We start from the raw sequence: 25,830 nt of genomic DNA, 5'->3' as shown, positions 1-25,830 counted from the left end.
ATTAAATGGAGATCCAAGTCCCTTCTCTCAAACTCTGTAAGGCTGCCAATGAAGCTTTGGTGGTGTTATAAATTTCGTCGAACGGAATGAGGGGGCCTTTGCCCTGCTTTACCCTCTCAATCAATAATTTGAATTGTTCTTTATGTCCTTTGTCTAAAGTACCACCCATGGAACTAAATCCTTTAAAACCATAGGCACTTAATTTTCTGAAGTTATCCAAAATAAGTGTTCTACCCTGGGAGTAAATTTCGATTCTTTCTTTTGAATATGCCTTACTACCATTGGCAAAATAATTGATGACCCCTTGGGAGCCATTCTCAAATTTCAAGGTAATAATTGCATTGTCTGTCTGTTCTGAAGGATTCTTTCCTAAAGCACTCATGGTCACTTCTGCGACCTTACTTCCCGTTAAATACACCATCAAATCGATGAAATGGCAGGCCTCCCCCACAATCCTTCCTCCTCCAACTTGTAAATCTTGTACCCATACATCCGCAGGAATAAATCCTGCATTCATGGTGGCAATCATATTAAGCGAATCCGTGCTTCCTCCTAATAACGTTTTTGCTTGAGTAATAAATGGGGAAAACCTTCGATTAAAACCGACCGTTAAGGTTTGAGACTCCTCTCTGGACTGATATACTCGCTTAATCTCCTCCAATTGCGTTTCATTGATTGCCAAAGGCTTTTCAACAAAAACATGTTTCCCAGCTTCCAGTGATTCTATCACCATGTTGGCATGGGCATCATGTCGAGTCGTAATTAAAACCAAGTCTACTTCTTCATCCTGTAAAATTTGTCGATAGTCTGTGGTACTATATTCAAATCCATATTTATTGGCCAATGATTTAGCCGTCAGGCCACCCGCACTTGAAATGTATTTATATTGTGCTCCACTATTTTTCAACGCGGGCATCATGGTCATTTTAGTAAAGTTACCTGCCCCTATAATACCTATGGTTCCTGAAGTTTTTGGGGAAGAATAGGCTTTCCCTGCAACAACTGTCTTATTCCATTCAGTCGTATCAGGATATTCTAAGATGGAAGCAATGGAGCCTCCACCCATTTTATTATAAATCTGTAAGTAATCCGCTAAAGGGACTCTTTCCGTAATTAAATCAGCTACTTGTAATCTTTTCGTGGATAAAGCGGTCAATATGGCTTCAAAATTTCTTTTTTCTGTCCATCTAACATAGCCAATAGGATAGTCTACACCCTTTTGTTCATAATCTTCATCATATCTTCCTGGTCCGTAAGAGCAAGAAACTTGAAAGCTTAGTTCTTTCTTGAAAAAGTCGGCACGTTGTATATCCAATCCAATAACGCCCACTAGGACTATTCTACCTCGCTTTCGGCTCATTTGAGCTGCTTGGCTGATGACTTCATCACTTTTAGTAGAAGCGGTGATAATAACCGCATCCGCTCCTACTTGGTTGGTAAGAGATTCTACCGTTTTCACCACATCCGTATGATTGGATTGAAAGGCATGAACCCCTTTCTTTTGGGCTAATTCTACTTTCTGTGCGTCAAAATCAAAACCAATGACTTGGCATCCATTAGCCAACAGTAATTCTGCAGTAATAAGACCTATTAAACCCAGACCAATAACCACTACCGTTTCTCCAAAGCCTGGATTGATTAATCGAATTCCTTGTAAACCAATTGACCCTATTACCGTAAACGTAGCTTCTTCGTCACTGACATTATCCGGGATTTTGGCCACTAAATTTTGTGGAATACAAACCACCTCTGCATGATGTCCATTACTAGCTACTCGATCTCCAATGGCAAAATCATGTACACCTTCCCCAACAGCTACGACTTCCCCAACATGGCAATAACCCAATGGTAGAGGTTCATCTAACTTATTAAAAACAGCTTCCATGGTGGGGATTAAACCTTCTGTTTTAATCTTATCCAACACTTGTTTGACTTTCTCGGGCTGTTGTCTCGCTTTTGAAATGAGATTTCCTTTTCCAAACTCCACAAGCATCTTTTCCGTTCCTAAGGAAACTAATGAACGTCTCGTTTTTATCAAAACTGTTCCTTTCCTGACCAACGGCGCAGGCACCTCTTCTAATAGGGTATCTCCCTTTTTTAAATCTTGAATTATTTGAAGCATAGTGTATTTTACCCGACTAAGTGAGATAAACTTTTTTCCATGTTGACTTTAAACGTAAGCAAGGCTTCTCCACCAATTTCCATGAAATAAAGGCAAGAATAAAGGTAATGGATAAGGCTAAAAATAACCTATTGCTTGTCACTTTTAGGTCAATAATAAAATTTACTACCACCATGTGATATAAATAAATCCCATAGGAGAGATCATTCCCTTTAAGAATTTTATCTGATAAAGCCCTATTTGAAAAGGCTGCTGACAAAACCAACATGGATAAAATTATACTGGAAATCCAACCAAAAACATTCGGATAATAAGACCCGTCATATAAGTCCAATTTAAAATAAACGATCCCTATATAAACGCCATAAATGACAGCCCAAATCAAAAATTTTCCTTCAACCCATAAACGAATATGCTCCCAAAAAATAAAGCTAAAATATCCAAATAAAAAGTAGGCTAAAAATGGAGCAAGTGTAATATGATATAATTTGGCAAAAATCAGGTTGGGATCTAATGTCTGATAAAAATAATTCAGCCCAATAACTGCTACGATCAAAAATGTACAAAATATCTGCCAATTCCATTTAGATAAACTTTTATGGACAAAGTAAATACCTGGTAAAAAGGCATAGAATTGAATTTCCACAGGAATTGTCCACAAACTACCATTTGGTGTCCCAACGCCCCAGGTTCTTAAAAAATCTGGCGTATAAAATTGAAAAAAACTGACTTGGCAAATCACCCAACGCCAAAAGTAACTTGAAAATAATGTTTCAACAGTTAAAACCCTGGTAGCAAATAAACCCAAGAGCAATACAATGAAACAAAACCAAAGTCCTGGAAAAATTCGAACGATCCTGTTTATGAAATATTCCTTCCAATGAGGGTTACGATAAAATGAATTAGCTATTAAGAAACCCGATACCGTGAAAAAAATAGGTACACCAGGGAATAATGACATAATCTCAAAGCCTGCTGGAAATTTAATGCCTAAATGTGACCCTGAATGAGCCAACGCTACTTGGAATGCAGCAAAAATTCTGATCAAATTAAAGTTATTTGTTAAACTGAAAGTCGTCTCTTTCTGATCTATCATGTTAATTTTTAAAATAACCCAGTTTTTAAAACTTCTCTCTTCTCTAACTTATTCGGATAATTGATTAATACCGCCTTGTATTTTCCTTTAAAAACAAACAAACTCCCAGCAGCTGCCCCTATTACGCCAAACTCTTTCATTAAATTAGATAAATCCTCTAAAGTAGCAGCTCCCCCTATGACCGTCATAGGCAAGGTCAATTGCTTCCGCATTTCTCTAATTAGTTTGATATCATACCCCGACATCATCCCATCACGATCCACCGAATTGATCACAATTTCACCAGCTCCAAAATCTTGACATTTTTTGGCAAATTCGACCGGGGAAAGACCATGTGATTTTTTCCCATTTAATGTTACCACCTCTTGTTTGCCAAACAGACCCTTTGCCTTTACATCAATAACAACAACGATACTCTGCGAACCAACCGCATCGGCCATTGATCGAATAATCTCAGGATTTTCAACCGCAGCCGAACTTATGGCTACTTTTTCTATCCCTAAAGAAATGATCTTTTTTACTTGTTCGATGGTCCTCACGCCTCCTCCATAACATAATGGCATCCTGCTCTCAATGGCCAACATACGAATCAACTCAAAATCTGGCTCTCTTTGCTCAGCAGAGGCATCGATATCCAATACCATGAGTTCGTCTACCTCCTTCTCATTGAATATTTTAACCGCATTTAATGGGTCACCTACATATTTTCCATCTTTGAACTTTTCCGTTTTTACTAAGCCTTTATTCCGAATTAAAAGACAAGGTATGATCCGAGGTCTTAGCATATTTATACTTGAGAAAAATTATAAAAAATATTGATGCCGTTTTGGTGACTCTTTTCGGGATGAAATTGCATCCCATACACATTTTCATGGTGCACAGCAGACGCAAATGAAATTCCGTAATCGGTCGTGCTTAAGATATCTTGGGAGTCCTGACAATCAAAATAGTAGCTATGTAAAAAATAAAATCCCTCCTCAGGGTCCACCAGATTAAATATCGGATGCTCCTGTTGAATATTGACGGTATTCCATCCTAAATGAGGTAAATAGGGCTTTTGCTTAAATACCCTTTCGTCAAATTTCCTCACTTTCCCTTTAATCCAACCAAATCCTTGAAGATTCCCTTCCTCACTATTTTCCGCTAACAATTGCATCCCTACACATATCCCCAGGATTGGTTTTTTCTCCCCTAAAACCATTTCATCCAAAAATGTCTTTAAGCCTGAATCATTCAATGTCTTCATTGTTTCATCAAAAGCCCCTACACCAGGTAATATTAAATGACTAGCTTTCGCCAATTCCTTGGGTTCGGAAGAAATAAAAAAGTCAATATTGCCCTTTTTATAAATATTAGAAATGGAAAAAATATTTCCAGATCCATAATTCACAATACCGATCCTCGCTTTTTTAATACCCTCCATCTTATCTTTTCCCTGCTTTTTCTATCCCTATCATTTTAAACAATTTGGCACCTATTTTATAAATACTTTCCTGTGATTTATAATCTTTATAGGTCTTATTCGGTGCATCAAAGTATCCTTGTAGTTCCTCCGTAGTTACCCCTAGCTTATTCGCGATATATTCAAAATCATGTTGTATCACAGCTGGATCAAATGGACTTTCTTTCAATTTTTCAAGGGCATCTTCTCTTTTCATTTGCCCGGTAACGATCAAACTAGAATATTGGACCCTTCTAACATCATATCCAAACTTCTTCGGTAACCAATAGCTCTCATAAAATTTCGTAAACCTAGATTCAAAATGCTTTTGAGGATAAGGTTGCCAACCAAACTTGTCCTGCAATAATTGCATGGCTTCCGTTTTAATATAAGGAACAAAATTCAAAGGCTTAATCACTTTAATTCCCCGTAAATAAGGTAAATACAATTTATGCCATAGAATGCTTGTCAATGGATACTTTTTTAAAGGCTTTCTACCAAATTTTTGATGAATATCATTTAACTGGATAACATCTGATTGATAATACATCCATTCAATAGGATTACGAATGCACTCCGTAGAAAAATTAGCTCCTGTCAATATATATTTCACCTTATACTTGGAAGCAAAATTATACATGGTAGCAAAAAAAGCATGGTCTTGGGGAGTATCAATATGAGGAACACCTGCCTTAAAGTACGATAATTGCAGATCCTTCATTTCTTCCCAATCAATCACTTCTGTGTATAAATCCAGCTTTAGATGATCCACAATGCGTTCAATATTATTAACTGCAATTTGTGAATTCCAACCTGCATCCACATGAAATACCAGTGGTCTTAATCCCAACACCTCTTTGGCAACATAGACCAAATAAGAACTATCTATCCCTCCACTCATTCCAATGATACAATCAAAGTCTTTCCCCTCCCCTTCTTTTTTGATTTTTTCTACTACTTTTTGTAGTTCCTTCATTCCCTTTTCTCCTGTATCCCAATGGGGCAAGGTATGCGAATAATAGGTGTTACAATGATCGCAAACTCCTTTTTCATCAAAGACGATTTGAGAGTCAGTGGTATCCATGACACAATTCGTACAAATCTGATAATGCATATTACTCATAAAATGAAGTTTAAATGGCTTGCTTGTCCAGCCAAATTTGCTGACAAAGCATTGAAAATAATAAATACGAATGATCTTCCTTCCCAGAAAATTGTTCGTCTAACAGTTGTTGAATAAGCTGTGGACGAAAAATTCCTTGACTCTCCAATCTAGGTTGATCAAAATAATGATCGATGATAGCACTTCTCTTGGAAAACCATGATCGAATGGGCAATGCAAATCCAGCTTTTTCGCGATAAATTACCTCTTTAGGTAAATAGGGCTCCATCGCTTTCTTCAAAATATACTTCTGCTGCCCATTTTTCAACATGAGTTCCCGTGGAACCGAGTTCATCAATTGCACCATTTCAAAATCTAAAAATGGTACGCGAACCTCCAGCCCCACCGCCATACTCATTTTATCGGTATAAGATAAATTTAATGAGCGTAAATCAAATTGTTGATCTGCCAGCAACATGGATGAGAAGGTATCCAAATGGGTATGTTGATCTAAAAAATCCACTAAATCCAATCCTGGTTGATTCATTTGCTGATCCACAAACAAGGACTTAATCTGCTCGCCTTCTCCCCACATGAAATAACTGGCTATCCGCTCATTTGAATGTTGACCTGCTGCTTTGGCTATTTTTTTAAACCTTCTGTAAGTAGTACTAAATCTCCCTGAAATTGTTGAAGGCAAAACACGACCCAAAGAAGCTAATGTACTCTTGGTCAGAGTTGACATTCCTAAAATCATTTTTTCAGCCTGATAGCGACGATAGCCTGCTAGATATTCATCTGCCCCTTGTCCGCTTAGCATGACTTTCACTCCATCTTTTCTAGCACTCTGGCAAATCAAAAATGTGTTGATGGCTGCAGGGTCAGAAATACCATCTTCCATAAAATCCAGTAGGGTTGGCAGCAAGCTTAAAAACTCTGATTCTGCTTGAATGATATGTAAATTTAAACCCAATTTCTTGGCCATTAAGGACGCATAATGTAAATCTGAGCTTTGACCGTCTAAAGAATTGTCTTCCTTGGAAAATGAAATCGTATAAGCGGAATGTATATTGGCTTTTGCCTTCACGGATTCAACAGCTATTGATGAAGAATCCAACCCACCACTTAAAAATAGCGAAATCGGGACATCAGCTATCAACTGTCTTCTTACAGCTTTTTCTAAAGTTGCATGTAATTGCTCCGTTAGAACTTCTTCGGATTTTGTACTGATAGGGGTATGTAAATGCTCAAAAAGTGACTTAGAATCTACTAATTTGCCCTCTTGATACCGTTGATATATTCCAGGTGGTACTTTCTTAAACTCCTCATACATGGTATAGGGTTCAGGAACATACATAAAGGCCAGTTGTTCTACCAAAGATTGCTTTCTGACAGTCCTTTTTAGATGTTGAAAGGCGAGCAGGCCTTTCACTTCAGAGGAAAAAAATACAGCATCTCCTTGGACAGAAAAATACAAGGGTTTAATCCCTATGGGATCACGCAATACGTGTAATTCTCTTGCTTCTTGATCATAAATGGCTAAAGCGAAAATCCCATTCAATTTAGATAAAAAGGAATAGCCCTCTCTAACAAATCCCTCTAAAATCACTTCGGTATCAGAACTTGATTTCCAAGCTATCAATCCATAGGTTGATTCTAAATAAGCTTTAAGTTCTAAAAAATTATACACTTCGCCATTGTAGGTCATCACAAACCTTGCCGATGAATCTTGCATCGGTTGATGTCCTGCCGCACTTAAATCGATAATGGAAAGTCGAACTTGACCTAAATGAGCATCTCCATCTTGGGATATAAATATTCCATCGTCATCAGGTCCACGATGATGAATGGCCTGGATGGCAGGATTCAGATCAAACTGTCCATTTTTAGAAGAGCTAATTGCTAATATACCACACATCTATTCCTGAAAATTATAATATTTTTTGGCAACTAATCTCATGGAACATTCCTGGTCAAATAATTCCAAGGCTTCTTTTGAAGGCTCGTACGGTTTTTTTACAATTTCATTCGAATAATCAAGTGCCTTATCAAACCAATCTTGATCATGTAAATCAACTACAAAAATTCTTTCACGCATACATGATGCAACACTTTCTATCCAAGGGTTATATGTGACTACGACACAGCATCCACAAAAGATGGATTCATATACACTTCTAGGGGATGAATCACTCATAGGGATAGAAATTGCCATTTTGCTTTTAGACAATACCTGGTATATGTCATTCTTTGATGGTAATCTCCCTAAATGAGTATCTGTTGGTTTTAATTTAGCCAGTATTATTTCTTTATAATGTTGTTCCCAAAAGGGATAAAACATGACCATGGGTGATTTTAATTTACTATGATCTCGGCCATCTAGAATTTCCTCAATTCTATATAATGGATATAAGGCCCTGATTGAAACAATCAACTCTCTATCAAATTTATTTGATACGATTTGCTGTATACTTGCCACATCTATCCCATATTGGATTACATCAGCTTCTTTTCCGCAAAGTTTCTTAATTCCATTTTTTAAATTCATTGAATCTACAATGATATGCTCTGCGGCTAAAAGTGCTTTAATAGAAAAAAAATGATACAATTTAGATTGAAAAGGTCGGATTAAAATTTCATCTCCCTGAGGTGATCCTATATAGTTAATATTGGCTAGCCAACCAATAAAAAGATAATACATCGTATGAGCATGAAAGATGGCATTAGGGTATTGTTTAGCTAATCTTTTAAGTTTCAATACTTGGAGTGGAAAAAACAATAGCTTAATTACATTTCTCCAAATATTACCAAATGACGTTTGACTATTTAATAAGAGTTTATCAATATTAACTAAGTGAAGTATATGGTCCTCTTCATTCACTAATTTTGTATGCCCCTCAGATTCTATTAAATCAGTTGCAAATAGAACTTGCCTATTAAGACAAATTTTCTTGATCATCCTATACCAATCAATGGCGTGAAAATCTCTCGCATTCCCTAAAAAAATAATCACATTTTCACGTTTCTGTGACCTATCAATATCATTCATTATTTTTTGGCTGAATTAAACGTTCTCATTAAACCTTCTTGAATATCCACCAAGGGTTTCCATCCCAATTCAATTCTTGCTTTTTTAATATCCGCAACCGTATTTAAAACCTCCCCCTTTCGCTCAATATTGGCAAAACGTATTTTAGCTGTTGATTTGGAAATTTGTACTAACATATCGACAATTTCACTTACAGAATAAGATGAACCTGAACCCACATTATACACATTACAGCCTTCTTTTTCTACTTCTATTGATAATAATATGGCTTCCACCAAATCATCAATAAAAACATAATCCCGCTTTGGACGAGAATCCTGTAGAAAAATTTCTTCATTTTCTAACTGGTTTATAATAGAAGGTATCAAAAAAGAGCTTAACTGCCCTGGTCCATACACATTATATGGCCTTAATATGATCGAATTCAATCCAAAATCCCTAGAATATGCTTGACAAAGATCCTCACATATTACTTTCGATTGAGTATAAGGATTTAAAGGATTTCTTTGATGATTTTCATCAATTGGCAAGTATTGTGGATTTCCATAAACATAAGTGCTCAGTAAGATAAACTTAGCTTTATCCTTCCTTGATTTCTCCAATAAATTTAATGTAGAAACTACATTATTCTGATAAAAAAAACGCGGATTACTAAACGATTCTGGTATGTAGCTTTTCGCTGCTAAATGTATGATTACATCTACTTCAGGAAGCTCTTCAACTTTTGTATTATCACATAAATCAAATTCATTACTTGAAGGAATTTCAAAAACTTGGTTATTCCCTTTACTCAATGCTTGACATAAATTTTTTCCTATAAATCCTAAGCTACCAGATACCAAAATCCGCTTCATCATAAAAAAGCCATTTTTGAATGTTCTTCAATTGCTTTTTCATAATCAGCAGGTCTACCTATATCTAACCAATACCCATTAAATTCATGAATTTTCGGATACTGTTTTTTTTCAATTAATACATTCATTAAATGATCAAACCCAAAAAAAGTATCTACTGGAATTAGATCTACATTTTTTTTACTCATCATGTATACCCCCATACTGACCAAATAATCATTTTCTGGTTTCTCTTGAAATTGAATGAGTTCAGAGTTTTCATTTCGAATTAATACACCATATTCAACCTTATCCTTCCTCAAGAAGGACGCTATCGTAAAATTGGATTTATTTGAAATATGTGAATGATAGAATTCTTCAAAATTAAGATCCGTCAAAATATCACCATTCATCACTAAAAAATCTTCTGGCAAATCTGGAATTAGTGTCAAAGGACCCATAGTACTCAAGGGTTTTAATTCCAATGAATAATCTATTTTGATTCCCCATTTACTTCCATCACCAAAATAAGCTTGGATTATATCAGCCATGTGATTAACAGTCAAGGTCACATGATTAAATCCTGCCTTTTTTAACTGCCTAATGATGATTTCAAGGATAGGAACATCCCCAATAGGAACAAGAGGTTTTGGCAAAGAAATGGTGTATGGTTTTAACCTAGTACCTTTCCCTCCAGCAAGTATGATAGCTCTTTTACCCATATTTAAATATTATATAAATCGTGTTTGTACTTACTCAAATTTTCAGGTTTTTTGAACCAGTCAATCGTCTCTTTTATTCCCTCTTTAAAGTCATAGGTTAAAGTCCAATCTGTATTTTCCTTGATTTTCTGATTTGACCCATATAGCCTAAAGACCTCTGATTTCTCTGGTCGTAATCTTTGTTCGTCAACTTTAATTTTAGCTTTGGGGTTAATTTGTGAAATCAATTCATTCGCAATTTCCTCTACAGAAATTTCAGATTGTGTAGCTATATTACAATCATGACCAATTAGCTTTTCTGACAAACTTATTTTTAGAAACCCAGAAACGGTATCCTTAACGTATAATAAATCTCTAGTGGGTGTTAGATCGCCTAATTGTATTTCTTCTACACCGTTTAATAACTGGGTTATTATGGTTGGGATGACAGCTCTAGCAGATTGTCTTGGGCCATAGGTATTAAATGGTCTGACAATCGTTATAGGAAGATCAAAGCTTCTATAAAATGACTCTGCAATGCAGTCAGCTCCAATTTTAGAAGCTGAGTAGGGAGACTGAGGCTGTCTCGGGTGATTTTCATCAATCGGAATGTATTTTGCCGTTCCATATACTTCTGAAGTTGAAGTGACTAATATCCGTTCAACCTGTAAATCTCTAGCTGCCTGAATTACATTTAATGTCCCTTTGATATTCGTATCAATGTAAGAATCCGGAGAATGATAGCTAAATGGTATAGCAATCAAAGCTGCCAAATGAAAAACTACATCACATCCTTGCATGGCCACTCTGACACCATTCGGGTCACGTATGTCACCTGCGATTACTTCAATTTGAGCTAGTTTTTCTTTAGGTAAGGTATCTAACCATCCCCAGCTATTAAATGAATTATAATACACGAATGCTTTTACTTGATATCCCTCACTTAACAATAATTCCACTAAATGACTTCCTATAAAACCATCTGCCCCCGTGACCAAAACTTTACTTTTTATTTTCATAAAATGTTATTTCTAATTAAAATTCGATTCTTATTGAATTACCTGTTTAACAATTTCAAAAGGATGAAACGAGCTATACTGAAACCCGTAAAAAACAGTAAAGCTAGTTTTTCTTTCCAACTTAATAATCTTGCAAATAATGACATTTTAAACTTGACAATTTTATATTCATTATTTGATCTAGATACACTGCTAAATGAGGTAACGGATACTCTAAATTTTACTAAAGGTTTTTCAATCATATGAAACTTAAACCCTCGCATCCATAAATTTACCCACAAAGTATAGTCTTCTATCCCTGCAAAATCTTTGTTTTCATCAAATAGTATGTCGTTGGAATTTCTCAATATCACACTAGATAAAGTAACTGGATTATATCCAAAAAATTGAGCCAATGATTTCACGGGTTGATAACAATGAATTTTATTCATGCCAGACTCATTGAACAACAGTGTTCCAGAATACACTAAATCCGCTGAATTTGATTCCAAAAACGGGAGTTGCAACTCTAATTTATTAGGCTCCCATAAATCATCATCATCACAAAAAGCAAGGTATTTTCCTTGGGCAGCTTGTATTCCTACATTTCTATTTGCCGCTATTATACCATGATTATTATTTTGAATTGATTTGATTCTTGTATCATTGAACGAATCTATCAATTTAAAAAAATCATAATTAGAAAAGTTGTCTACTATGATTAATTCAAAATCCACTATACTTTGAGCCAAGATGGAAAGTATGGTCTCTTTTACTAATAATTCCCGATTGTATGTCGTGACGATGATACTAATTAAGGGCATAAAACTATGTTGAAATTTGATTGGAATTTTACCTAATTATTCCCTAATAATAAAATGAAATTTAGTGTAGGGGAACTGATGATTAATAGTGAATCCCAACAGTTAAAATATCCTCTTATACTTATTCATGTAATGTAATAAAGAAGGTACGAACATCAAGGCAAATAGTCCACTCTCCCAAATTGTGGTTCTTTGGAAAATAAATGGAAATAATACAATCAAAGATGAGTAAATGACCTTTTCTTCCTTTAATAAATTACCCTTCAGCACTGCTCCAATTGAGATCATTAGCGTCATAAATGTAACTATTAAATAACCCAATAATGCTAAAAAACCTCCTGTATTAACATAATAACCAACAATGAAATTAGTAGGAATAAAGTTTTCTTTTTTTTCAAGTTCTACGGTATTTTCTGCCTGTTCTATACCGAAAGGATATTTCAATAACATCACAGGAATATTCTCAATAGTCCTTACAAAACTTTGTTCTCTCACTTCACTTGAATTACCCTTTTCTTCATACTCACTGATGAACTGGTCCCTCAAATTCCACCAGCCAACAATAGCCATCAAAATCGTAATGAATATCGAAACTATTAAGAATTTGCTATTTCTGGCAAAACTGATAAAAATAATGATAAGTGCCAATAAAAATAAACTAATCATTCCTCCTAAGGAAAAAGTAAAATACATTGCTCCCAATAAAATTAAAAGACCAACATATTTTTTATAAAAAAAGGCATAAGAAATAGCTGGTAATAAATACATAGCCAAGGTCCCCGGTTCATAAAAACAAGCATAATATCGGAAATGGGGCAATCCATCCGGCATCATATAAAGCCAGGAAAACTTATTGACTAAAAAAGGCCCATACGGTGTTTCTAAAAATTGGAAATTCAAATTTCCCAAATAAATGGAATAATATTCTAATAAGCTCAATAGGTTAATCATTACAAAAAAATAATAATACCATTTCCATAGTTGCTGGATATTGATGGCCTTCTTCTTGATAAAATAGGGAATAGACAAGCAATACAACCAGGGCAGCGTATTCCCTAGTTGGGTTATTATTTTAATATTTTGGAAAGAATAATAAATAATATTTGCCGCCATTCCCCCAAAAATCATGATAGCAGGTATTAAATACTGTTTCCAAGTTGTTACTGAAAATGAAGTGCCTTGGATTACATAAAATGAAATCAAAAGAAGACTGATTAATATCGAAAAATTGACAACTGTAGAAATGGTTAGTAAAGACCAAATATATTTCAACCCCGTTGTTTGAAATAAAAGAGTAGAAATAAATAAAAACAAGACGAAATAGGAATTCCGAACCTGAAGAGTCGGGTTATTTCTTTTGAAAAAATTCATATACTTATTTCAGAGCCGAACTGTTTAAGATAAAATTCATTTCTCGAATCTATTCGAAAGAACATATTATTGCTGCTCGAAATAGTCAAACAATTCCATAATACCTTCCTCTAATGTCATTTGAGGCAAAAACCCTAGTTCTTGAAGCTTTTGGTTACTTATCATGAATTGAGGATGATTATCAAGTACTTGTTTCGAATCAACTAATCCATGGATAGTATAAATCGGCAAATTAATCCCAAAACGACTTTCATACACCGCTTGTATTTTACAAGCTAGGCCTAATAAAGAAATGGTATTACCTGAAGAAATATGGTATACGTTATCCTTTATTTTGTCAGCTGATCCAATCAACAAATCCAGTGCTTGACAAACATCGTTGCCATGAATAAAATCTCTTTGGGGTGAACCATCAGACAATAATCTAATTTCTTTCTGATAATAGGCGGACCTACATAAATCGTTGATGGCGAGCCACCAGCAATTATTTTCTTCGAAAACTGGACTTCCGTAGCTGTTAGAAAGTCGAACAGAGATGACATTACAGCTTGAATTAGTATTAAAATGTTGACAAATATTTTCTCCTAGAAAATGCGTCAAGCCATAAATATTTCCAGTATTGATAGGATAGGTTTCATTTACTTCACCTGTCATTTTTCCTCCATAAACTTGTGCGGTAGAAAAATAGATAAATTTCTTTAGTCCATGGGGGATACATGCATGCAATAAACGCCAAGTAGGCAAAACATTTACTTCATTCACCACACTCGGGTCTGCTTCTGATTGACGATGATCCAATGATACTAAATGTATTATTACATCCGCTTCTATACTAGCAATGCGTTGAATGGTTTCCTCTTCCTTGATATCCCCTTTTAAGACATCCAACATGTGAGATGCCCAAGCAAGATGATTCCTATCTAATTTTCGGACAAGCGGAATTACTTGATGCCCTTGCTTGGCAAAATAAGCAGCTAGCCTAGCGCCTACATAACCATTAGCCCCCGTAATTAGAATTTTCATGTGTATTTATCTGTCTTTTAATGACCAATTGTAATTGATTAAATCATTATCATGCGGATCCATTCTAACAATCTCTTCTGCATCATGTGGGATATCCGTAAAATTGATGACGAATGCTTCTTCTAATCCTACACCTTTAAATCCATTCCAAACAAAAGGAGGAACGGTCACCATCACATATTGATTTTCTCCCATCACAAACTCCTGAATTTCTCGGTAGGTAGGAGAATCAGGTCGATCATCGTATAAGACAAACTTGATATTCCCTTTTAAAACAACATAATTTAATGTCATTTTTTTGTGCATATGCCATCCTTTTACTACTCCCGGGTAAACCGTAGAACAATAAACTTCTCCAAAGGCCGAAAACTGCTCATCGGAAGATTTCATGATATGCATGATCTTTCCTCGATCATCAGGAATAACTCTTTTGGAAGTAATTTTAACGCCTTCAATCATTTTTTATCTGCTAAATAGTTATGTATATGATTCATTGATATTTCTCTTGGATTAGCCCCATTTTTAAAGTCTTTATACCAAGAGATGGTCTGAAAAACGGTTTGCTCAAATCCCCAAACAGGATGCCATTCTAATGCATGTTTGGCTTTTTCACAATTCAAATGTAATAATCCTGCTTCATGTTTAGTACCATCTGTTTTTCCTACCATTACTTCTCCACTACCATATACTTGAATACATGATTCCACTAATTGCAATACTGTTTTGACTGAACCAAACTCGGGACCAAAGTTCCACGCTCCGCTAAATTTCTTAGGTGATTCAAACAACCTTTGGCCTAATAATAAATACCCTGAAAGTGGTTCCAGTACATGTTGCCAAGGTCGAGTTGAATTCGGACTTCTTATTTCAATTGGGACATTATTTGAAATAGAGCGGATACAATCTGGAATTATTCTGTCCAAAGCCCAATCGCCTCCTCCTATCACGTTACCAGCTCGTACGCTAGCCACCCCAATGGCTTCATTTTTACTAAAAAAAGAATCAATATAGGATGAAAAAACAAGCTCAGCAGCAGCTTTGGAAGCACTATAGGGATCATGCCCCCCTAAAGCATCATTTTCTCGATATCCCCAAATCCATTCATTGTTTTTATAACATTTATCGCTGGTTACATAAATCAATGATTTAACTGATTTTGTCTTTCGAACAGCTTCCAAAACATTCACGGAACCAGATACATTCGTATCAAAAGTCGTTTTGGGGTCATCATAAGACAGGCGAACCAGCGCTTGAGCGGCTAAATGAAATACGATTTCGGGTTGAAACCGCTCAAAAACCTCATTCAATAATTGGTTATCTAACAAATTGCCATCAATATGTTCAATATCTTTTGACAAGTTCAACAGATTAAAATGATCATCTTTTGACGTGGGTGCCAAGGCATATCCCAACACATTAGCCCCCATGGAATGTAACCATAAGGCTAACCAGGAGCCTTTAAATCCCGTATCTCCTGTTAGGAGAACTCGTTTACCTTGATAAAATTCCTTCATTACCATTTTTTCCATGGAGCATTGTCATTTTCATACAAACCATTTAATAAGACAAATTCCCGATAGGTGTCCATGGGTTGCCAAAAACCATTGTGATTAAATTGCATCAGTTGCTGATCCTTAACCAAATGCATCATGGGTTCTTTTTCAAAAACTAGATCATCGTTATCGGGCAAATAATCAAACAATTCTTTATTACACACAAAAAAACCACCATTGATTCTTCCCTCAGCAGCTTGTGGTTTTTCATTGAATTCAGAGACAACCCCTTCATCTGTACACATAATTTCACCGAAACGCCCTGCTGGTCGAACTCCTGTTAAGGTTAAAATCCGATGATGGGACTGATGATAGGCTATTAGTTTATCTATATCCACATCACTTAAACCATCTCCATAGGTTAATAAAAACTGAGAATCATCTCCAATGTATTTCTTGATTTTCCGGATGCGAGAACCTGTCATGGCTTTATCTCCCGTTTCTGCGAAAGTTATTACCCAATCACTCTCTTGACTCTTATTCTTAAATTGAATGGACTCTTTGTTTCCTAATTGAAGGGTAAAGTCTGAGGTATTAATCTGATAATTTAAAAAATACTCTTTAATGACCTTCCCTTGGTGACCCAAACAAATGATGAATTCTTTGTGTCCAAATAAGGAATAATATTTCATAATATGCCACAATATGGGATAATTGCCAATGGGGATCATAGGCTTCGGAATATTATCGGCGACATCTCGAATTCGAGTTCCTTGACCGCCACAAAGAATAACTACTTTCATTTTATAAACATTTAATTAAATAATACAGCATAAATTATACCCCCCCTTTACGAACAAGTAATGTAAATCCACAAGCGAATTGATTTGGGTACTTGTTGGTTAAGCGTTTCACCAAACCTTTCATAAATCCAAATCTCGATAAGAATGGGATAGAACCAAAATGATAACTTAAATCTTTGACAAGAGAAAAATTCAACTTCTCCAATACGTTCAAGGTATCATTAAATTCATAAAATCGAATATGAGGGAAAGTCCACCTGCTTTCATTTTTAAAAAATGAAAAGGTGTCTATATCATTGGTAAATAAGAATTTGATTCTCGCACTTAATGGAAAATGGTTAGGTACATGTAGTAAGAAAACTCCTCCTGGCTTAAGTACTCTTTTTATTTCTGAGACGGTATGCGTTGGATTCAATAAATGTTCAAAAACATCCTTACATACAACTACATCAAATGTGTCATCATTAAAAGGGATTTTGTTGACATTCAAATCTTCAATTTGTTTTACTTCTTTGTATCCCCTTTTAATGGCAAGGTCTGCAAAATCAGTATGACCATCTACTCCATAACACTGTGTACAACCTTCATTCAATAGATGTTTCATGAATAATCCTGTTCCACATCCTACATCTAGGACCGTTGAATTCTTCAAATCAACCCATTTGGCAAGATCTTTTAATACAGGAACAAAATAATTATCTGACTCTGAAATTTCTTCGATTTCTTCAAAGTATTTGCCTGCAAAGTGTACATTCTTTTCGCTTTCAACACCTGGACTCTGATCCATAATTTATTCTTCTTTAATGATAGTATTATACTCCTTAGCCATAAGACTGGCATCATATTTATTAGCAAAAGTAATCATCCCCTTTTCTCCCATTTCTGCTGCTATATTAGCATTCTGTAAAATAAGTATCATGGCGTCTGCAAATTCATCAGAATTTCCAGCAAAACATACCTTTCCTGCTCCACTTCCTTCCATAACCTCTGGCATACCTCCTACATCGGTAGTGACAACCGGTATTCCCAACGCCATCGCTTCAATAATAGTCAGTCCAAATGATTCTTCCGATTGGGAAGGGACCACTAACAAAGACGCATGAGCAAGTAACGATACTTTATCTTCATGAAACTCATGAAGTTCCACGTTTTTTTCCAATCCCAAACGTCTCACTTCAGTAATAACTCGATCTTTTTCATGTTTTTTTCCTGAATACCCAAAAACCTTTAACTTGATATCTGGATGTTTTTCTAACACTTTTTTAAAAGCTTGAAGCAAAAACGAATGCCCCTTCCTTGGTTCATAAGTGGCCAACATCAAACAATAGGGATGTTCTGGATGGTAATTGGGTTTAAATTGATGTGGATTAGGGTTCTCTATTCCATTGTAAATATGCCTTAGTTTTTGTTCCTTGTTGAAAGTAGGCCTCAGCTTTAAACTTTGAAGACAATGTTGCGTAACACTAATGAAATAGGAAGAAGCCTTATCTACTTCTCGGTCTATGACATTTTCAAAAAATGCTTGATACCATTTTATCGGAACAGTATAATTATGAAAGTTGAATATTACTTTGGATTTTTTTCCCGAAAATCTCCAGGCTATGGCCGCACATCGACATAATAAACTGGCGGGATATCCACCATTCACAACCATCAGTCGATCGTAATTACTATACCTAAATTTAATAGCTAAAGTCAAAATATACCAAGGTAATAAAATGATGTAGGCCAATAATCGATAACTCATTACGAAAAAAGCTCTAACGATTTTCCATTTGCTAAACGGTAGCTTACTTTGACCAAGGGCTAATGAAGTAGTATAAAAATAGGTATATTCTTCAATGGATATATTCCTCTTAGTTTGGTTTTTAATGGTTTTAAGACCAGGATGTGACTGATTACACAGGAGCGTTAATTCATCATGTTCATCTGGCCAGGCATTAAACAGATTGATTAAAAACGTGTCCAATCCTCCTTTGTATGAATTTTCAGTAAAAAAAGCGATTTTCATATAAGGGTCTTACCTTTTACCTATAAATTAAGATTTTTCTTAATCTCTGGTAATATCTTTTGAATATCCTCCAATTTCCAAAGGGCAATCGTCATAGGAGGTGCTGGTGCCACATAATCATTAATCTCCCATAATGGAGAATCTGGAAAATTAAATGGTGCTAATTTCAGGTTTAAGTCTCTGTAATTACCTGTTAAGATATCTTGATTGATGTGATCGGGTCCTGTAATGCAATTCGTAGTTAATATATAGCGGACATTTGATTTACAATAGTTCTCTAATGCCAAGTAAATATCTTTATTAGAAAGGTGAAATAATACATGCCTACATAACCAAACATCTGAATTTGGAAATTGATCTTTAGTGATATCAAAATGAACAAATTGAGCAGTAAGATGTCCAAATTTTTCAGCATTATTGGTTACAATATCTTTAACGATGTCCCCTCCTATATAATCAAAATCATTTGATTCTAGTAATAATTGCATCCAATTCAAATCTCCACATGGGGCATCAAAAACAGATTTTATATCATAGGTTTTAATGAGTTCAGGAAATTTTGATCGCAATAATTCTGTTTGTTGAATGGTTGAACCAAGCCCAGAAACACTCTCTTCATTTTCCCAATAATTGGACTTATAAATACCCGTAAATACCGATTCTCTGGAAGAGATTTTAAATAAAAACCTTTCATGAATCCCTCGCTTGATATGATAGATGATTTTACTGAATAATTCAGAAATTATATTTTTCATGATTTTTTATTAAAATGGGACTTATGATTATTAGATTCTTTTGATGCTATCAAATTTGGATATAACCGTTTTACTTATTCGTATTTTTACTTTCTATAATCTTTTTTAAACCCTCTTCTTTACAGTGCATTCCATCATAAAAATATGATTTATCCATTCCTAATTTATTGGGATTAAAAGATCCTAGAACTTTGATTTTATGCAATTGGGCAAATTCATTTACCATAACTTCTGTTTTTAGGACCATCGGGTAATTTTTCACCCGCTCAAAAACCTTAGGTGCATAAGGAATAAAAATAAATTCTACTTCTATGCGTTTTTGCTCCAATTCGCTAATTAGTTTATTGAAATTTGACCAATTTTTTGAAGAAATTGATTTAAAATTTTCAATACTAAATATATCTCCTGCCATATATTCATCTATTCTATTATCAATTTCCTTAGCACTAGACTCTCTAAACAATTGATCATAAACCAAACCTCCATCTGTTAATTTAGTGGCTGAAATATTATGCGAGTTGGTGGTAGGAATAGGATCTAAATTGCCTTTTAAAAATTTGGGCATGAGTTTAAGCGAACTCTGAAAATAAGAGAACGAAAAGAGCTCCTTGTATTTCATTAATTCATTGCTCTCATGAGATTCTACGTGATTAAATCTATCATAATAAGAAGCAATGGACATCCATCGATTTTGATCACTTAAATCATTAAATGTCCATGGATCGATACCAATAATTATTTTTTCAGGAAGCTTTTTATACTCTTTATAAATTTGATATATACTAACAATATCCTCCATACTTGCCCCGCTCACAGAATTATTAAATAAAGTATTTTCTGGGAAATCCCTTGAATTGAAGAGCATGGTTCTACTAGAGCCAATGATAACCGTGTGGGGACGAACTGATTTCAATCTAATCAATTCCAATTGGCATAACCTTTCATCATAATTACCAAAATTGGTTACATATTTCCCTGTCCCAATGATCTTTGCCATTTTTTCCTCATAATCATTGGCAAATAACCTGGCAGCATCTCCGAAGTAATTGACAAAGACTAAAATCCCCAGAAATGGAGTAGCAAATAAAACGATCTTTAATATAAAGTTCTTCATTATTAAAATTGGAAATAAATGAATTGACTTTCATTAAAATTCCCAAAGTAAAGAATCATAAATAATAGTACATAATAAAAAAAGTAGCGAAATGGCCTTTTCCAGGTAATACCTACATGTGAAATGGCGTATTGCCCTTCTCTTCCTATCCATTCTACTAATAGAAAAAGGAAAATAATAGGGACAATTATTGCCGCTTTACCAATTCCTCGGAAATAAGGAATGCTTACAAGTGAACTAGAAAATATTTCAGAAATAAAGTTAAATGCATGACTAACATCATTAGCTCTAAAGAAAATCCATGCAAAAACAGTCAAACTAAAAGTAATTCCAATGGATAATGATTCTCTTAAGCTTGGCAAGCTTCTCCCACTTGCCACCATATCAAGGTTATTCCTATGGGTATTAAAAATGATAGAAGGCATGATATATAAAGCATTGAGAAATCCCCAAATTATAAATGTCCAATTAGCTCCATGCCAGAATCCACTAACTAGAAAAATGATAAATGTATTTCGAATTTTGATAAGCATCCCTGATTTACTTCCTCCTAATGGAAAGTAGAGGTAATCCTTAAACCAAGAGGATAATGAAATATGCCACCGCCTCCAAAATTCTGCAATATCCCTTGAAAAATAAGGGAAAGCAAAGTTTCTTAAAAGCTCTATTCCAAATAAACGGGCAGTTCCAAGTGCAATATCTGAGTAACCTGAAAAGTCACAATAAATCTGAAATGTAAAAAATAAAGCCCCTAATACTAAAGTACTTCCTGAATAGTCTTGAGAATTATTAAAAATAACATTGGCAAATTCAGCACAATTATCTGCAATGACTATCTTTTTAAATAAGCCCCACACTATTTGTTTCAACCCATCAACAGCTTTTAAATAGTTAAACTCTCGCTTTTTGATGATTTGTGGTAATAAGTGAGTTGCTCTTTCAATAGGACCTGCTACCAATAATGGGAAAAAGCTCACAAATAAAGAATAGTCAATAAAATTACGCTCCGGCTTAATCTTATTTTTATAAATATCAATCACATAGGATAAACCGTGAAATGTATAAAATGAAATTCCAACAGGTAATATGATATTCAAAGTTTCTACATGGACATTCAAGCCTATCTGGGCTAATGCAGTGACAAATGAAGAAGCGAAGAAATTATAATACTTGAAAACGCCAAGAAAACCTAAATTAACGATGATACTCAACCAAAGCCAAAAAAGCTTCTTTTTATGCTCTTCTGACCGATGTATCATTATTCCAGTATAATAATCGAGCAAAGTAGAGAAAATCAGTAAAAACAGGAATTTCCAATCCCAACAAGCATAAAAAAAATAGCTTGAAACTAAAAGTAAGATATTTTGAAGTTTCAAATTACCTCTAGTTCCGAACCAATACAATAGAAAAACTATTGGTAAAAATAAAGCAAAACTGAATGAGTTAAATTGCATCTTATAGTTCAAATAGTCTCTTTGTTTCCATGTTCATTATGGCTTACAATAATTAAATTTTACCTTTCAAATACTCCACAACTAAAGAAACTGATTCTTCAATACTATTGCCATCTTTCAGTTCTACATCTGGGTTTTCAGGATTTTCGTATGGACTTGTGATTCCTGTAAATTCTGAAATTTCCCCATTCCTTGCCTTTCTATATAAGCCTTTAATATCTCTTTCTTCACAAATTTCAAGACTCGTATTGACAAAAACTTCAATAAAATCTTCCTCTCCAATAATATCACGAATCATTAATCGGTCTTTTTTCATAGGAGAAATAAAGGCTGCTAAAACGACCATACCCGCATCAACCATTAATTTCGCAATCTCGGCTACTCTCCTTAAATTTTCTGCTCGGTCTGCTTCACTAAATCCAAGTCCTTTGTTTATCCCCGTGCGGATTTTGTCGCCATCTAAGATATAAGTATGTACTCCTGATTCATGCAGAATCTGTTGAACCCGGTCTGATACGGTTGATTTTCCTGAACCAGATAAGCCTGTAAACCAAATTACTTTAGATAAATGCCCGTTTAAAACATGCTTATCCTGTCTATTGATTTTGTAAAAGTGTTCTAGGTTATTGTTTTTCATTTGTCTCTTGTTTTTGGGGTAATCCAAATTTAAATTTATGCCAAACCTCTTCATGGATATAATAAAGTATAATCTTCGTAATTACTTCTGTCAAACCAATTTTAAGACCACTAACTGAATTACCTGAAATAAGCCAAGCTAGTAGAAAGGTATCCACAGATCCGAAAAATCGATAAGAAATGGATTTTACCATATGCCTAAGCTTACTATTTCTGAAGGTGATTCTGAACCATATCCTTTCATGCACATAGTATAATAACAATTTGGTAATCAGCTCCGATATCCCTATTTTCAATCCCAATAGAGGCTCCCCAGTAATTATAAATGAGACTACAATGGTATCTATTGTACCTACTACTCGCCAAGAAATGGACTTACTTAAATGGCGTAAATGTGTAATATCCTTCATAATTTACTCTACGATGAAATAATTGTTTAATAAGTTCTCTTTATTATATCTAAGCTCCTCTTTTGTGCTATTGTCAATAACCTGATATCCTATTGCCTTGCAAATAGCGTGACCCGCCGCAGTATCCCATTCCATGGTAGGTCCAAACCTCGGATATATATCAGCTAATCCCTCTGCGACCAAACAAAATTTCAAAGAACTTCCTTTAGATACCACTTCCACTTGAGCGTATGATTTCTTCAGCTCATGAATAAAACTAGTTGTTTCATCATTCATGTGAGACCTGCTTCCCACCACCCGAATTAAGTCTAAGTTAGAGGGCTTGAGGCTTAGCAAATAGGATTCTGGATACAACTCTTGGGGCATCGAAAAATCTTCTTCAATTACTTGTTTAATAGCCAATCCAGCTTGGACATCCGCATAATACAGCTCTCTAGTACAAGGCACAAAAACCACTCCAAGAGTGGGCATTCCATCTTCTACCAGCGCTATGTTGACCGTGAATTCACCGTTCCTCTTGATGAATTCCTTGGTTCCATCCAAAGGGTCCACCAGCCAACAAGTTGACCACTTTTGTCGGATCTCAAAAGAATCCAATTTGTTTTCCTCACTAATAATGGGTATTCCTGTTTCTAACAAATACTGGTTTATCACCTTATTAGAAACTAAATCTGCCTGAGTTAAAGGAGACAAATCCGCTTTAGTATCAAATACGAAATCACCTTGATACACTTTCAATATTTCAATCCCGGCTTCAATAGCCGCCTTAATAGAAATTTTTAATAGGAAATTTTTATTCAAAGGAATAAGGAGAAAGTGACTGAAAGTATATTTTTAGTTTTCCAGAATATTTTTCAAATATTCGACGGGGTTGTCAACCCTACGGGCGTATTGATGACAAAATTTATTTTTTGCTTCTTGTAATTCCGTGCTCATCCACCACGCTTCCAAATTGTCCCAAATCTGGTTGATATGATTCGCTGCAGCATCGGCAGTTCTAAATAATATTCCTACAGATTCTAAGAGCTCATAATAAGGCAAAGCTTCTTCATTTATTTCATCAAAATAAAATTGATCAAAAAATGCAATGGTAGGAATATTCAATGAAAGTGTTTCCAGAATACCGGTAGAATCATAAGAATGAACCACCAATCGACTTTTATCAATTAAATCCCAAATGAGCGCCGTCCCTGCATCATAAGGAAGAGTAGGATCATAATCAAGCCACCTTTGCTTATCACTCCAGGAACCTAGCGTATAATAGGACAGTCGAATGTTTAGATCATTTTTCAAATCAGGAAGAAGTGCATTAACGAATCTAAATTGTTCTTGCTGGTAAATCTCCTGATTTTGGTGTCTATCATAGGTTGCCAATCGATTATAAATCGTTCTTTCTATCAACAATATTCCTTTACCAGAACAGTTTTTTCTAACTGGATGATTGGCCGTTTTAAACACAAAAGCAGGTACAATGTGAGAAGTCCTATTTCCCCAACCCCAGGATATAAATTTATCTGAGGTAGAATATTCGGGGATTTGATGGGTATGATAAATCCACGTTCCATACAGATTCCCATGCTGACCCACGTAGTACTTAATCCCCTGCTCTACTTTCTGCGCTGTCCACACTTTAAATACCTCGTCAGTATCAAAATTGTTTGAAGTAAAAATAAATTTAGGAGTGCTTGGCCAAGGTAATTGGGCCGTAAAATCAACTAATTTGCTGAAACCTTCAATATAACAAGTGGGTATACTCTCGGGTAAAATTTGCCTAATGAATAAGTCAAAACCAGAATGATCCGAATGATTAAAGGAAATTTTACTCCTTATATCATTTTCAAATTCGCTTGACTCTACTGTTTGCTGCTCCCAAAAGCTTGGAAATTGACCCAAACTTAATTGTAGTTTGACCGCCATTCCGAATGGCAAATAACTATTGATAATAAAAGCATCATCATTTCGTATGAAGAAACGAAAAACTGACTTCCAAACTCCTTTCAGCCAAACTTTTAACCCTTTTTCCTGAACTAATGGTGATGATTTTTGAAAGCTGATTGACTCATCTTCCACAGGCATCCTTCTTCGTTGAGAGATCCCTTTAAAATCTAATATTCTTTTATAAAAATTCTGATTCCATAAATCATTGTACAAGGCTAGCTGAAATCCATAAGAATTTAAAGTAGCCAACTTATATTCATCATTCCCATAAACAATAACCTCACTAATATCATCATGGTCCAAAGCATGCATTAAACCATGATACCTGTTAATACATACGCTTACAAATCGTTGAAGCCAATACCCTAGTACAATATCCCAATATCGTTGACTATGACTACATTGGTGTAACTTATTAAGTTCATGGCTTAGTTCATCCAGTAATTCTGCGTATACCCTAATTAGTAGCTGATGATCTTTGGACTTTTGATTGGGTTCTAGGCCATATGGAGAAACCACTTCGGCATCGAGTATTGACCAGCTTTCCTTTCGATGATATTGCCTACACCATTCTCCCAAAAACAATATGGGTTCATCTTTTGGCCATGTTCCCTCATCCGCTGTCGTTACTAATACTCGTTTATTTGACATTTAAT

At 35.0% G+C, this 25,830-nt stretch carries 25 protein-coding genes; all 25 read right to left on the bottom strand.

The annotated features are described in order from the left end of the window. Position 1 precedes the first annotated feature (1 nt). Positions 2-2,122, bottom strand: coding sequence for a bi-domain-containing oxidoreductase (locus EWU23_RS04930; protein ID WP_166229455.1), 2,121 nt, complete (start codon positions 2,120-2,122; stop codon positions 2-4). Positions 2,123-2,138: 16 nt separating this feature from the next. Continuing rightward, the gene (locus EWU23_RS04925) at positions 2,139-3,218 is read right to left on the bottom strand and encodes an acyltransferase family protein (RefSeq protein WP_166229453.1); all 1,080 of its coding nucleotides are present in this window, start codon (positions 3,216-3,218) and stop codon (positions 2,139-2,141) included. 8 nt (positions 3,219-3,226) lie between these two features. Then, positions 3,227-4,003: an AglZ/HisF2 family acetamidino modification protein gene (locus EWU23_RS04920; RefSeq protein ID WP_166229451.1), complete on the bottom strand. Its 777-nt coding sequence runs from the start codon at positions 4,001-4,003 to the stop codon at positions 3,227-3,229. 2 nt (positions 4,004-4,005) lie between these two features. Continuing rightward, a complete protein-coding gene (gene hisH, locus EWU23_RS04915) occupies positions 4,006-4,641 on the bottom strand; it encodes an imidazole glycerol phosphate synthase subunit HisH (RefSeq protein WP_166229449.1) in 636 nt (211 codons plus the stop codon). A gap of 1 nt (position 4,642) precedes the next feature. Next, the gene (locus EWU23_RS04910) at positions 4,643-5,782 is read right to left on the bottom strand and encodes an N-acetyl sugar amidotransferase (RefSeq protein ID WP_166229447.1); all 1,140 of its coding nucleotides are present in this window, start codon (positions 5,780-5,782) and stop codon (positions 4,643-4,645) included. A 10-nt stretch (positions 5,783-5,792) separates the two neighbouring features. After that, complete coding sequence (asnB, locus tag EWU23_RS04905; protein WP_166229445.1) at positions 5,793-7,679, bottom strand: asparagine synthase (glutamine-hydrolyzing); 1,887 nt, start codon at positions 7,677-7,679, stop codon at positions 5,793-5,795. Further along, positions 7,680-8,810 carry a glycosyltransferase gene (locus EWU23_RS04900; protein ID WP_166229443.1) on the bottom strand — a complete coding sequence of 377 codons (1,131 nt, stop codon included), beginning with the start codon at positions 8,808-8,810 and terminating at the stop codon, positions 7,680-7,682. It lies immediately after the preceding gene. Continuing rightward, positions 8,810-9,667, bottom strand: coding sequence for an NAD-dependent epimerase/dehydratase family protein (locus tag EWU23_RS04895; protein ID WP_166229441.1), 858 nt, complete (start codon positions 9,665-9,667; stop codon positions 8,810-8,812). The genes EWU23_RS04900 and EWU23_RS04895 overlap by 1 nt, the downstream gene beginning before the upstream one ends. Next, positions 9,664-10,365 (bottom strand): sugar phosphate nucleotidyltransferase, encoded by a 702-nt coding sequence (locus tag EWU23_RS04890; RefSeq protein ID WP_166229439.1) that lies wholly within the window; start codon positions 10,363-10,365, stop codon positions 9,664-9,666. Before EWU23_RS04890 ends, EWU23_RS04895 begins: the two co-directional genes overlap by 4 nt. 2 nt (positions 10,366-10,367) lie before the next feature. Next, the gene (locus tag EWU23_RS04885; RefSeq protein WP_166229437.1) at positions 10,368-11,363 is read right to left on the bottom strand and encodes an NAD-dependent 4,6-dehydratase LegB; all 996 of its coding nucleotides are present in this window, start codon (positions 11,361-11,363) and stop codon (positions 10,368-10,370) included. 38 nt (positions 11,364-11,401) lie between these two features. Next, on the bottom strand, positions 11,402-12,166 hold the full coding sequence (locus EWU23_RS04880) for a glycosyltransferase family 2 protein (RefSeq protein WP_166229435.1): 765 nt from the start codon (positions 12,164-12,166) through the stop codon (positions 11,402-11,404). A 102-nt stretch (positions 12,167-12,268) separates the two neighbouring features. Beyond that, complete coding sequence (locus tag EWU23_RS04875) at positions 12,269-13,537, bottom strand: hypothetical protein (protein WP_166229433.1); 1,269 nt, start codon at positions 13,535-13,537, stop codon at positions 12,269-12,271. A 66-nt stretch (positions 13,538-13,603) separates the two neighbouring features. Beyond that, a complete protein-coding gene (locus EWU23_RS04870) occupies positions 13,604-14,560 on the bottom strand; it encodes an NAD-dependent epimerase/dehydratase family protein (protein ID WP_166229431.1) in 957 nt (318 codons plus the stop codon). A gap of 6 nt (positions 14,561-14,566) precedes the next feature. Next, positions 14,567-15,019 (bottom strand): dTDP-4-dehydrorhamnose 3,5-epimerase family protein, encoded by a 453-nt coding sequence (locus EWU23_RS04865; protein ID WP_166229429.1) that lies wholly within the window; start codon positions 15,017-15,019, stop codon positions 14,567-14,569. Next, positions 15,016-16,089 carry a CDP-glucose 4,6-dehydratase gene (gene rfbG / locus EWU23_RS04860; RefSeq protein WP_166229427.1) on the bottom strand — a complete coding sequence of 358 codons (1,074 nt, stop codon included), beginning with the start codon at positions 16,087-16,089 and terminating at the stop codon, positions 15,016-15,018. Before rfbG ends, EWU23_RS04865 begins: the two co-directional genes overlap by 4 nt. Then, on the bottom strand, positions 16,074-16,856 hold the full coding sequence (rfbF, locus tag EWU23_RS04855) for a glucose-1-phosphate cytidylyltransferase (protein WP_166229425.1): 783 nt from the start codon (positions 16,854-16,856) through the stop codon (positions 16,074-16,076). The genes rfbG and rfbF overlap by 16 nt, the downstream gene beginning before the upstream one ends. 34 nt (positions 16,857-16,890) lie before the next feature. After that, entirely contained in the window at positions 16,891-17,643 is a 753-nt protein-coding gene (locus EWU23_RS04850; protein ID WP_166229423.1) for a class I SAM-dependent methyltransferase, read from the bottom strand. Positions 17,644-17,646: 3 nt separating this feature from the next. Continuing rightward, positions 17,647-18,867 (bottom strand): glycosyltransferase family 4 protein, encoded by a 1,221-nt coding sequence (locus EWU23_RS04845; RefSeq protein WP_166229421.1) that lies wholly within the window; start codon positions 18,865-18,867, stop codon positions 17,647-17,649. A gap of 20 nt (positions 18,868-18,887) precedes the next feature. Beyond that, positions 18,888-19,622 (bottom strand): class I SAM-dependent methyltransferase, encoded by a 735-nt coding sequence (locus EWU23_RS04840; protein WP_166229419.1) that lies wholly within the window; start codon positions 19,620-19,622, stop codon positions 18,888-18,890. Between the two features lie 70 nt (positions 19,623-19,692). Further along, on the bottom strand, positions 19,693-20,736 hold the full coding sequence (locus EWU23_RS04835; RefSeq protein ID WP_166229417.1) for a hypothetical protein: 1,044 nt from the start codon (positions 20,734-20,736) through the stop codon (positions 19,693-19,695). 2 nt (positions 20,737-20,738) lie between these two features. Next, positions 20,739-21,833: an MBOAT family O-acyltransferase gene (locus tag EWU23_RS04830; protein WP_317164292.1), complete on the bottom strand. Its 1,095-nt coding sequence runs from the start codon at positions 21,831-21,833 to the stop codon at positions 20,739-20,741. A 409-nt stretch (positions 21,834-22,242) separates the two neighbouring features. Beyond that, positions 22,243-22,827 carry an adenylyl-sulfate kinase gene (gene cysC / locus EWU23_RS04825; RefSeq protein ID WP_166229413.1) on the bottom strand — a complete coding sequence of 195 codons (585 nt, stop codon included), beginning with the start codon at positions 22,825-22,827 and terminating at the stop codon, positions 22,243-22,245. Beyond that, positions 22,814-23,236 (bottom strand): DUF2061 domain-containing protein, encoded by a 423-nt coding sequence (locus EWU23_RS04820; protein WP_166229411.1) that lies wholly within the window; start codon positions 23,234-23,236, stop codon positions 22,814-22,816. The genes cysC and EWU23_RS04820 overlap by 14 nt, the downstream gene beginning before the upstream one ends. Before the next feature lie 3 nt (positions 23,237-23,239). Next, complete coding sequence (cysQ, locus tag EWU23_RS04815; protein ID WP_166229409.1) at positions 23,240-24,037, bottom strand: 3'(2'),5'-bisphosphate nucleotidase CysQ; 798 nt, start codon at positions 24,035-24,037, stop codon at positions 23,240-23,242. A 33-nt stretch (positions 24,038-24,070) separates the two neighbouring features. Continuing rightward, entirely contained in the window at positions 24,071-25,825 is a 1,755-nt protein-coding gene (locus EWU23_RS04810; RefSeq protein WP_166229407.1) for an LIC12162 family transferase, read from the bottom strand. Between the last annotated feature and the right edge of the window lie 5 nt (positions 25,826-25,830).

The organism is Aquirufa beregesia (genome assembly GCF_011090385.1).
In the GTDB taxonomy this organism is placed as follows: domain Bacteria; phylum Bacteroidota; class Bacteroidia; order Cytophagales; family Spirosomataceae; genus Aquirufa; species Aquirufa beregesia.
The sequence above is the reverse complement of the archived record's forward strand: the minus strand, read 5'-3'. Positions and strand labels throughout refer to the sequence as shown.

Excerpts from the sequence above, each read along its gene's own strand:
- hisH (WP_166229449.1), bottom strand. The coding sequence starts at position 4,641 with ATGGAGGGTATTAAAAAAGCGAGGATCGGTATTGTGAATTATGGATCT.
- rfbF (WP_166229425.1), bottom strand. The coding sequence starts at position 16,856 with ATGAAAGTAGTTATTCTTTGTGGCGGTCAAGGAACTCGAATTCGAGAT.
- EWU23_RS04910 (WP_166229447.1), bottom strand. The coding sequence starts at position 5,782 with ATGAGTAATATGCATTATCAGATTTGTACGAATTGTGTCATGGATACC.
- EWU23_RS04850 (WP_166229423.1), bottom strand. The coding sequence starts at position 17,643 with ATGGATCAGAGTCCAGGTGTTGAAAGCGAAAAGAATGTACACTTTGCA.
- EWU23_RS04880 (WP_166229435.1), bottom strand. The coding sequence starts at position 12,166 with ATGCCCTTAATTAGTATCATCGTCACGACATACAATCGGGAATTATTA.
- EWU23_RS04925 (WP_166229453.1), bottom strand. The coding sequence starts at position 3,218 with ATGATAGATCAGAAAGAGACGACTTTCAGTTTAACAAATAACTTTAAT.
- EWU23_RS04840 (WP_166229419.1), bottom strand. The coding sequence starts at position 19,622 with ATGAAAAATATAATTTCTGAATTATTCAGTAAAATCATCTATCATATC.
- EWU23_RS04920 (WP_166229451.1), bottom strand. The coding sequence starts at position 4,003 with ATGCTAAGACCTCGGATCATACCTTGTCTTTTAATTCGGAATAAAGGC.
- EWU23_RS04835 (WP_166229417.1), bottom strand. The coding sequence starts at position 20,736 with ATGAAGAACTTTATATTAAAGATCGTTTTATTTGCTACTCCATTTCTG.
- EWU23_RS04930 (WP_166229455.1), bottom strand. The coding sequence starts at position 2,122 with ATGCTTCAAATAATTCAAGATTTAAAAAAGGGAGATACCCTATTAGAA.
- EWU23_RS04845 (WP_166229421.1), bottom strand. The coding sequence starts at position 18,867 with ATGAAAATCGCTTTTTTTACTGAAAATTCATACAAAGGAGGATTGGAC.
- cysC (WP_166229413.1), bottom strand. The coding sequence starts at position 22,827 with ATGAAAAACAATAACCTAGAACACTTTTACAAAATCAATAGACAGGAT.
- EWU23_RS04820 (WP_166229411.1), bottom strand. The coding sequence starts at position 23,236 with ATGAAGGATATTACACATTTACGCCATTTAAGTAAGTCCATTTCTTGG.
- rfbG (WP_166229427.1), bottom strand. The coding sequence starts at position 16,089 with ATGGAAAAAATGGTAATGAAGGAATTTTATCAAGGTAAACGAGTTCTC.
- EWU23_RS04885 (WP_166229437.1), bottom strand. The coding sequence starts at position 11,363 with ATGAAAATAAAAAGTAAAGTTTTGGTCACGGGGGCAGATGGTTTTATA.
- asnB (WP_166229445.1), bottom strand. The coding sequence starts at position 7,679 with ATGTGTGGTATATTAGCAATTAGCTCTTCTAAAAATGGACAGTTTGAT.
- EWU23_RS04895 (WP_166229441.1), bottom strand. The coding sequence starts at position 9,667 with ATGATGAAGCGGATTTTGGTATCTGGTAGCTTAGGATTTATAGGAAAA.
- EWU23_RS04865 (WP_166229429.1), bottom strand. The coding sequence starts at position 15,019 with ATGATTGAAGGCGTTAAAATTACTTCCAAAAGAGTTATTCCTGATGAT.
- EWU23_RS04870 (WP_166229431.1), bottom strand. The coding sequence starts at position 14,560 with ATGAAAATTCTAATTACGGGGGCTAATGGTTATGTAGGCGCTAGGCTA.
- EWU23_RS04875 (WP_166229433.1), bottom strand. The coding sequence starts at position 13,537 with ATGAATTTTTTCAAAAGAAATAACCCGACTCTTCAGGTTCGGAATTCC.
- EWU23_RS04900 (WP_166229443.1), bottom strand. The coding sequence starts at position 8,810 with ATGAATGATATTGATAGGTCACAGAAACGTGAAAATGTGATTATTTTT.
- EWU23_RS04890 (WP_166229439.1), bottom strand. The coding sequence starts at position 10,365 with ATGGGTAAAAGAGCTATCATACTTGCTGGAGGGAAAGGTACTAGGTTA.
- EWU23_RS04810 (WP_166229407.1), bottom strand. The coding sequence starts at position 25,825 with ATGTCAAATAAACGAGTATTAGTAACGACAGCGGATGAGGGAACATGG.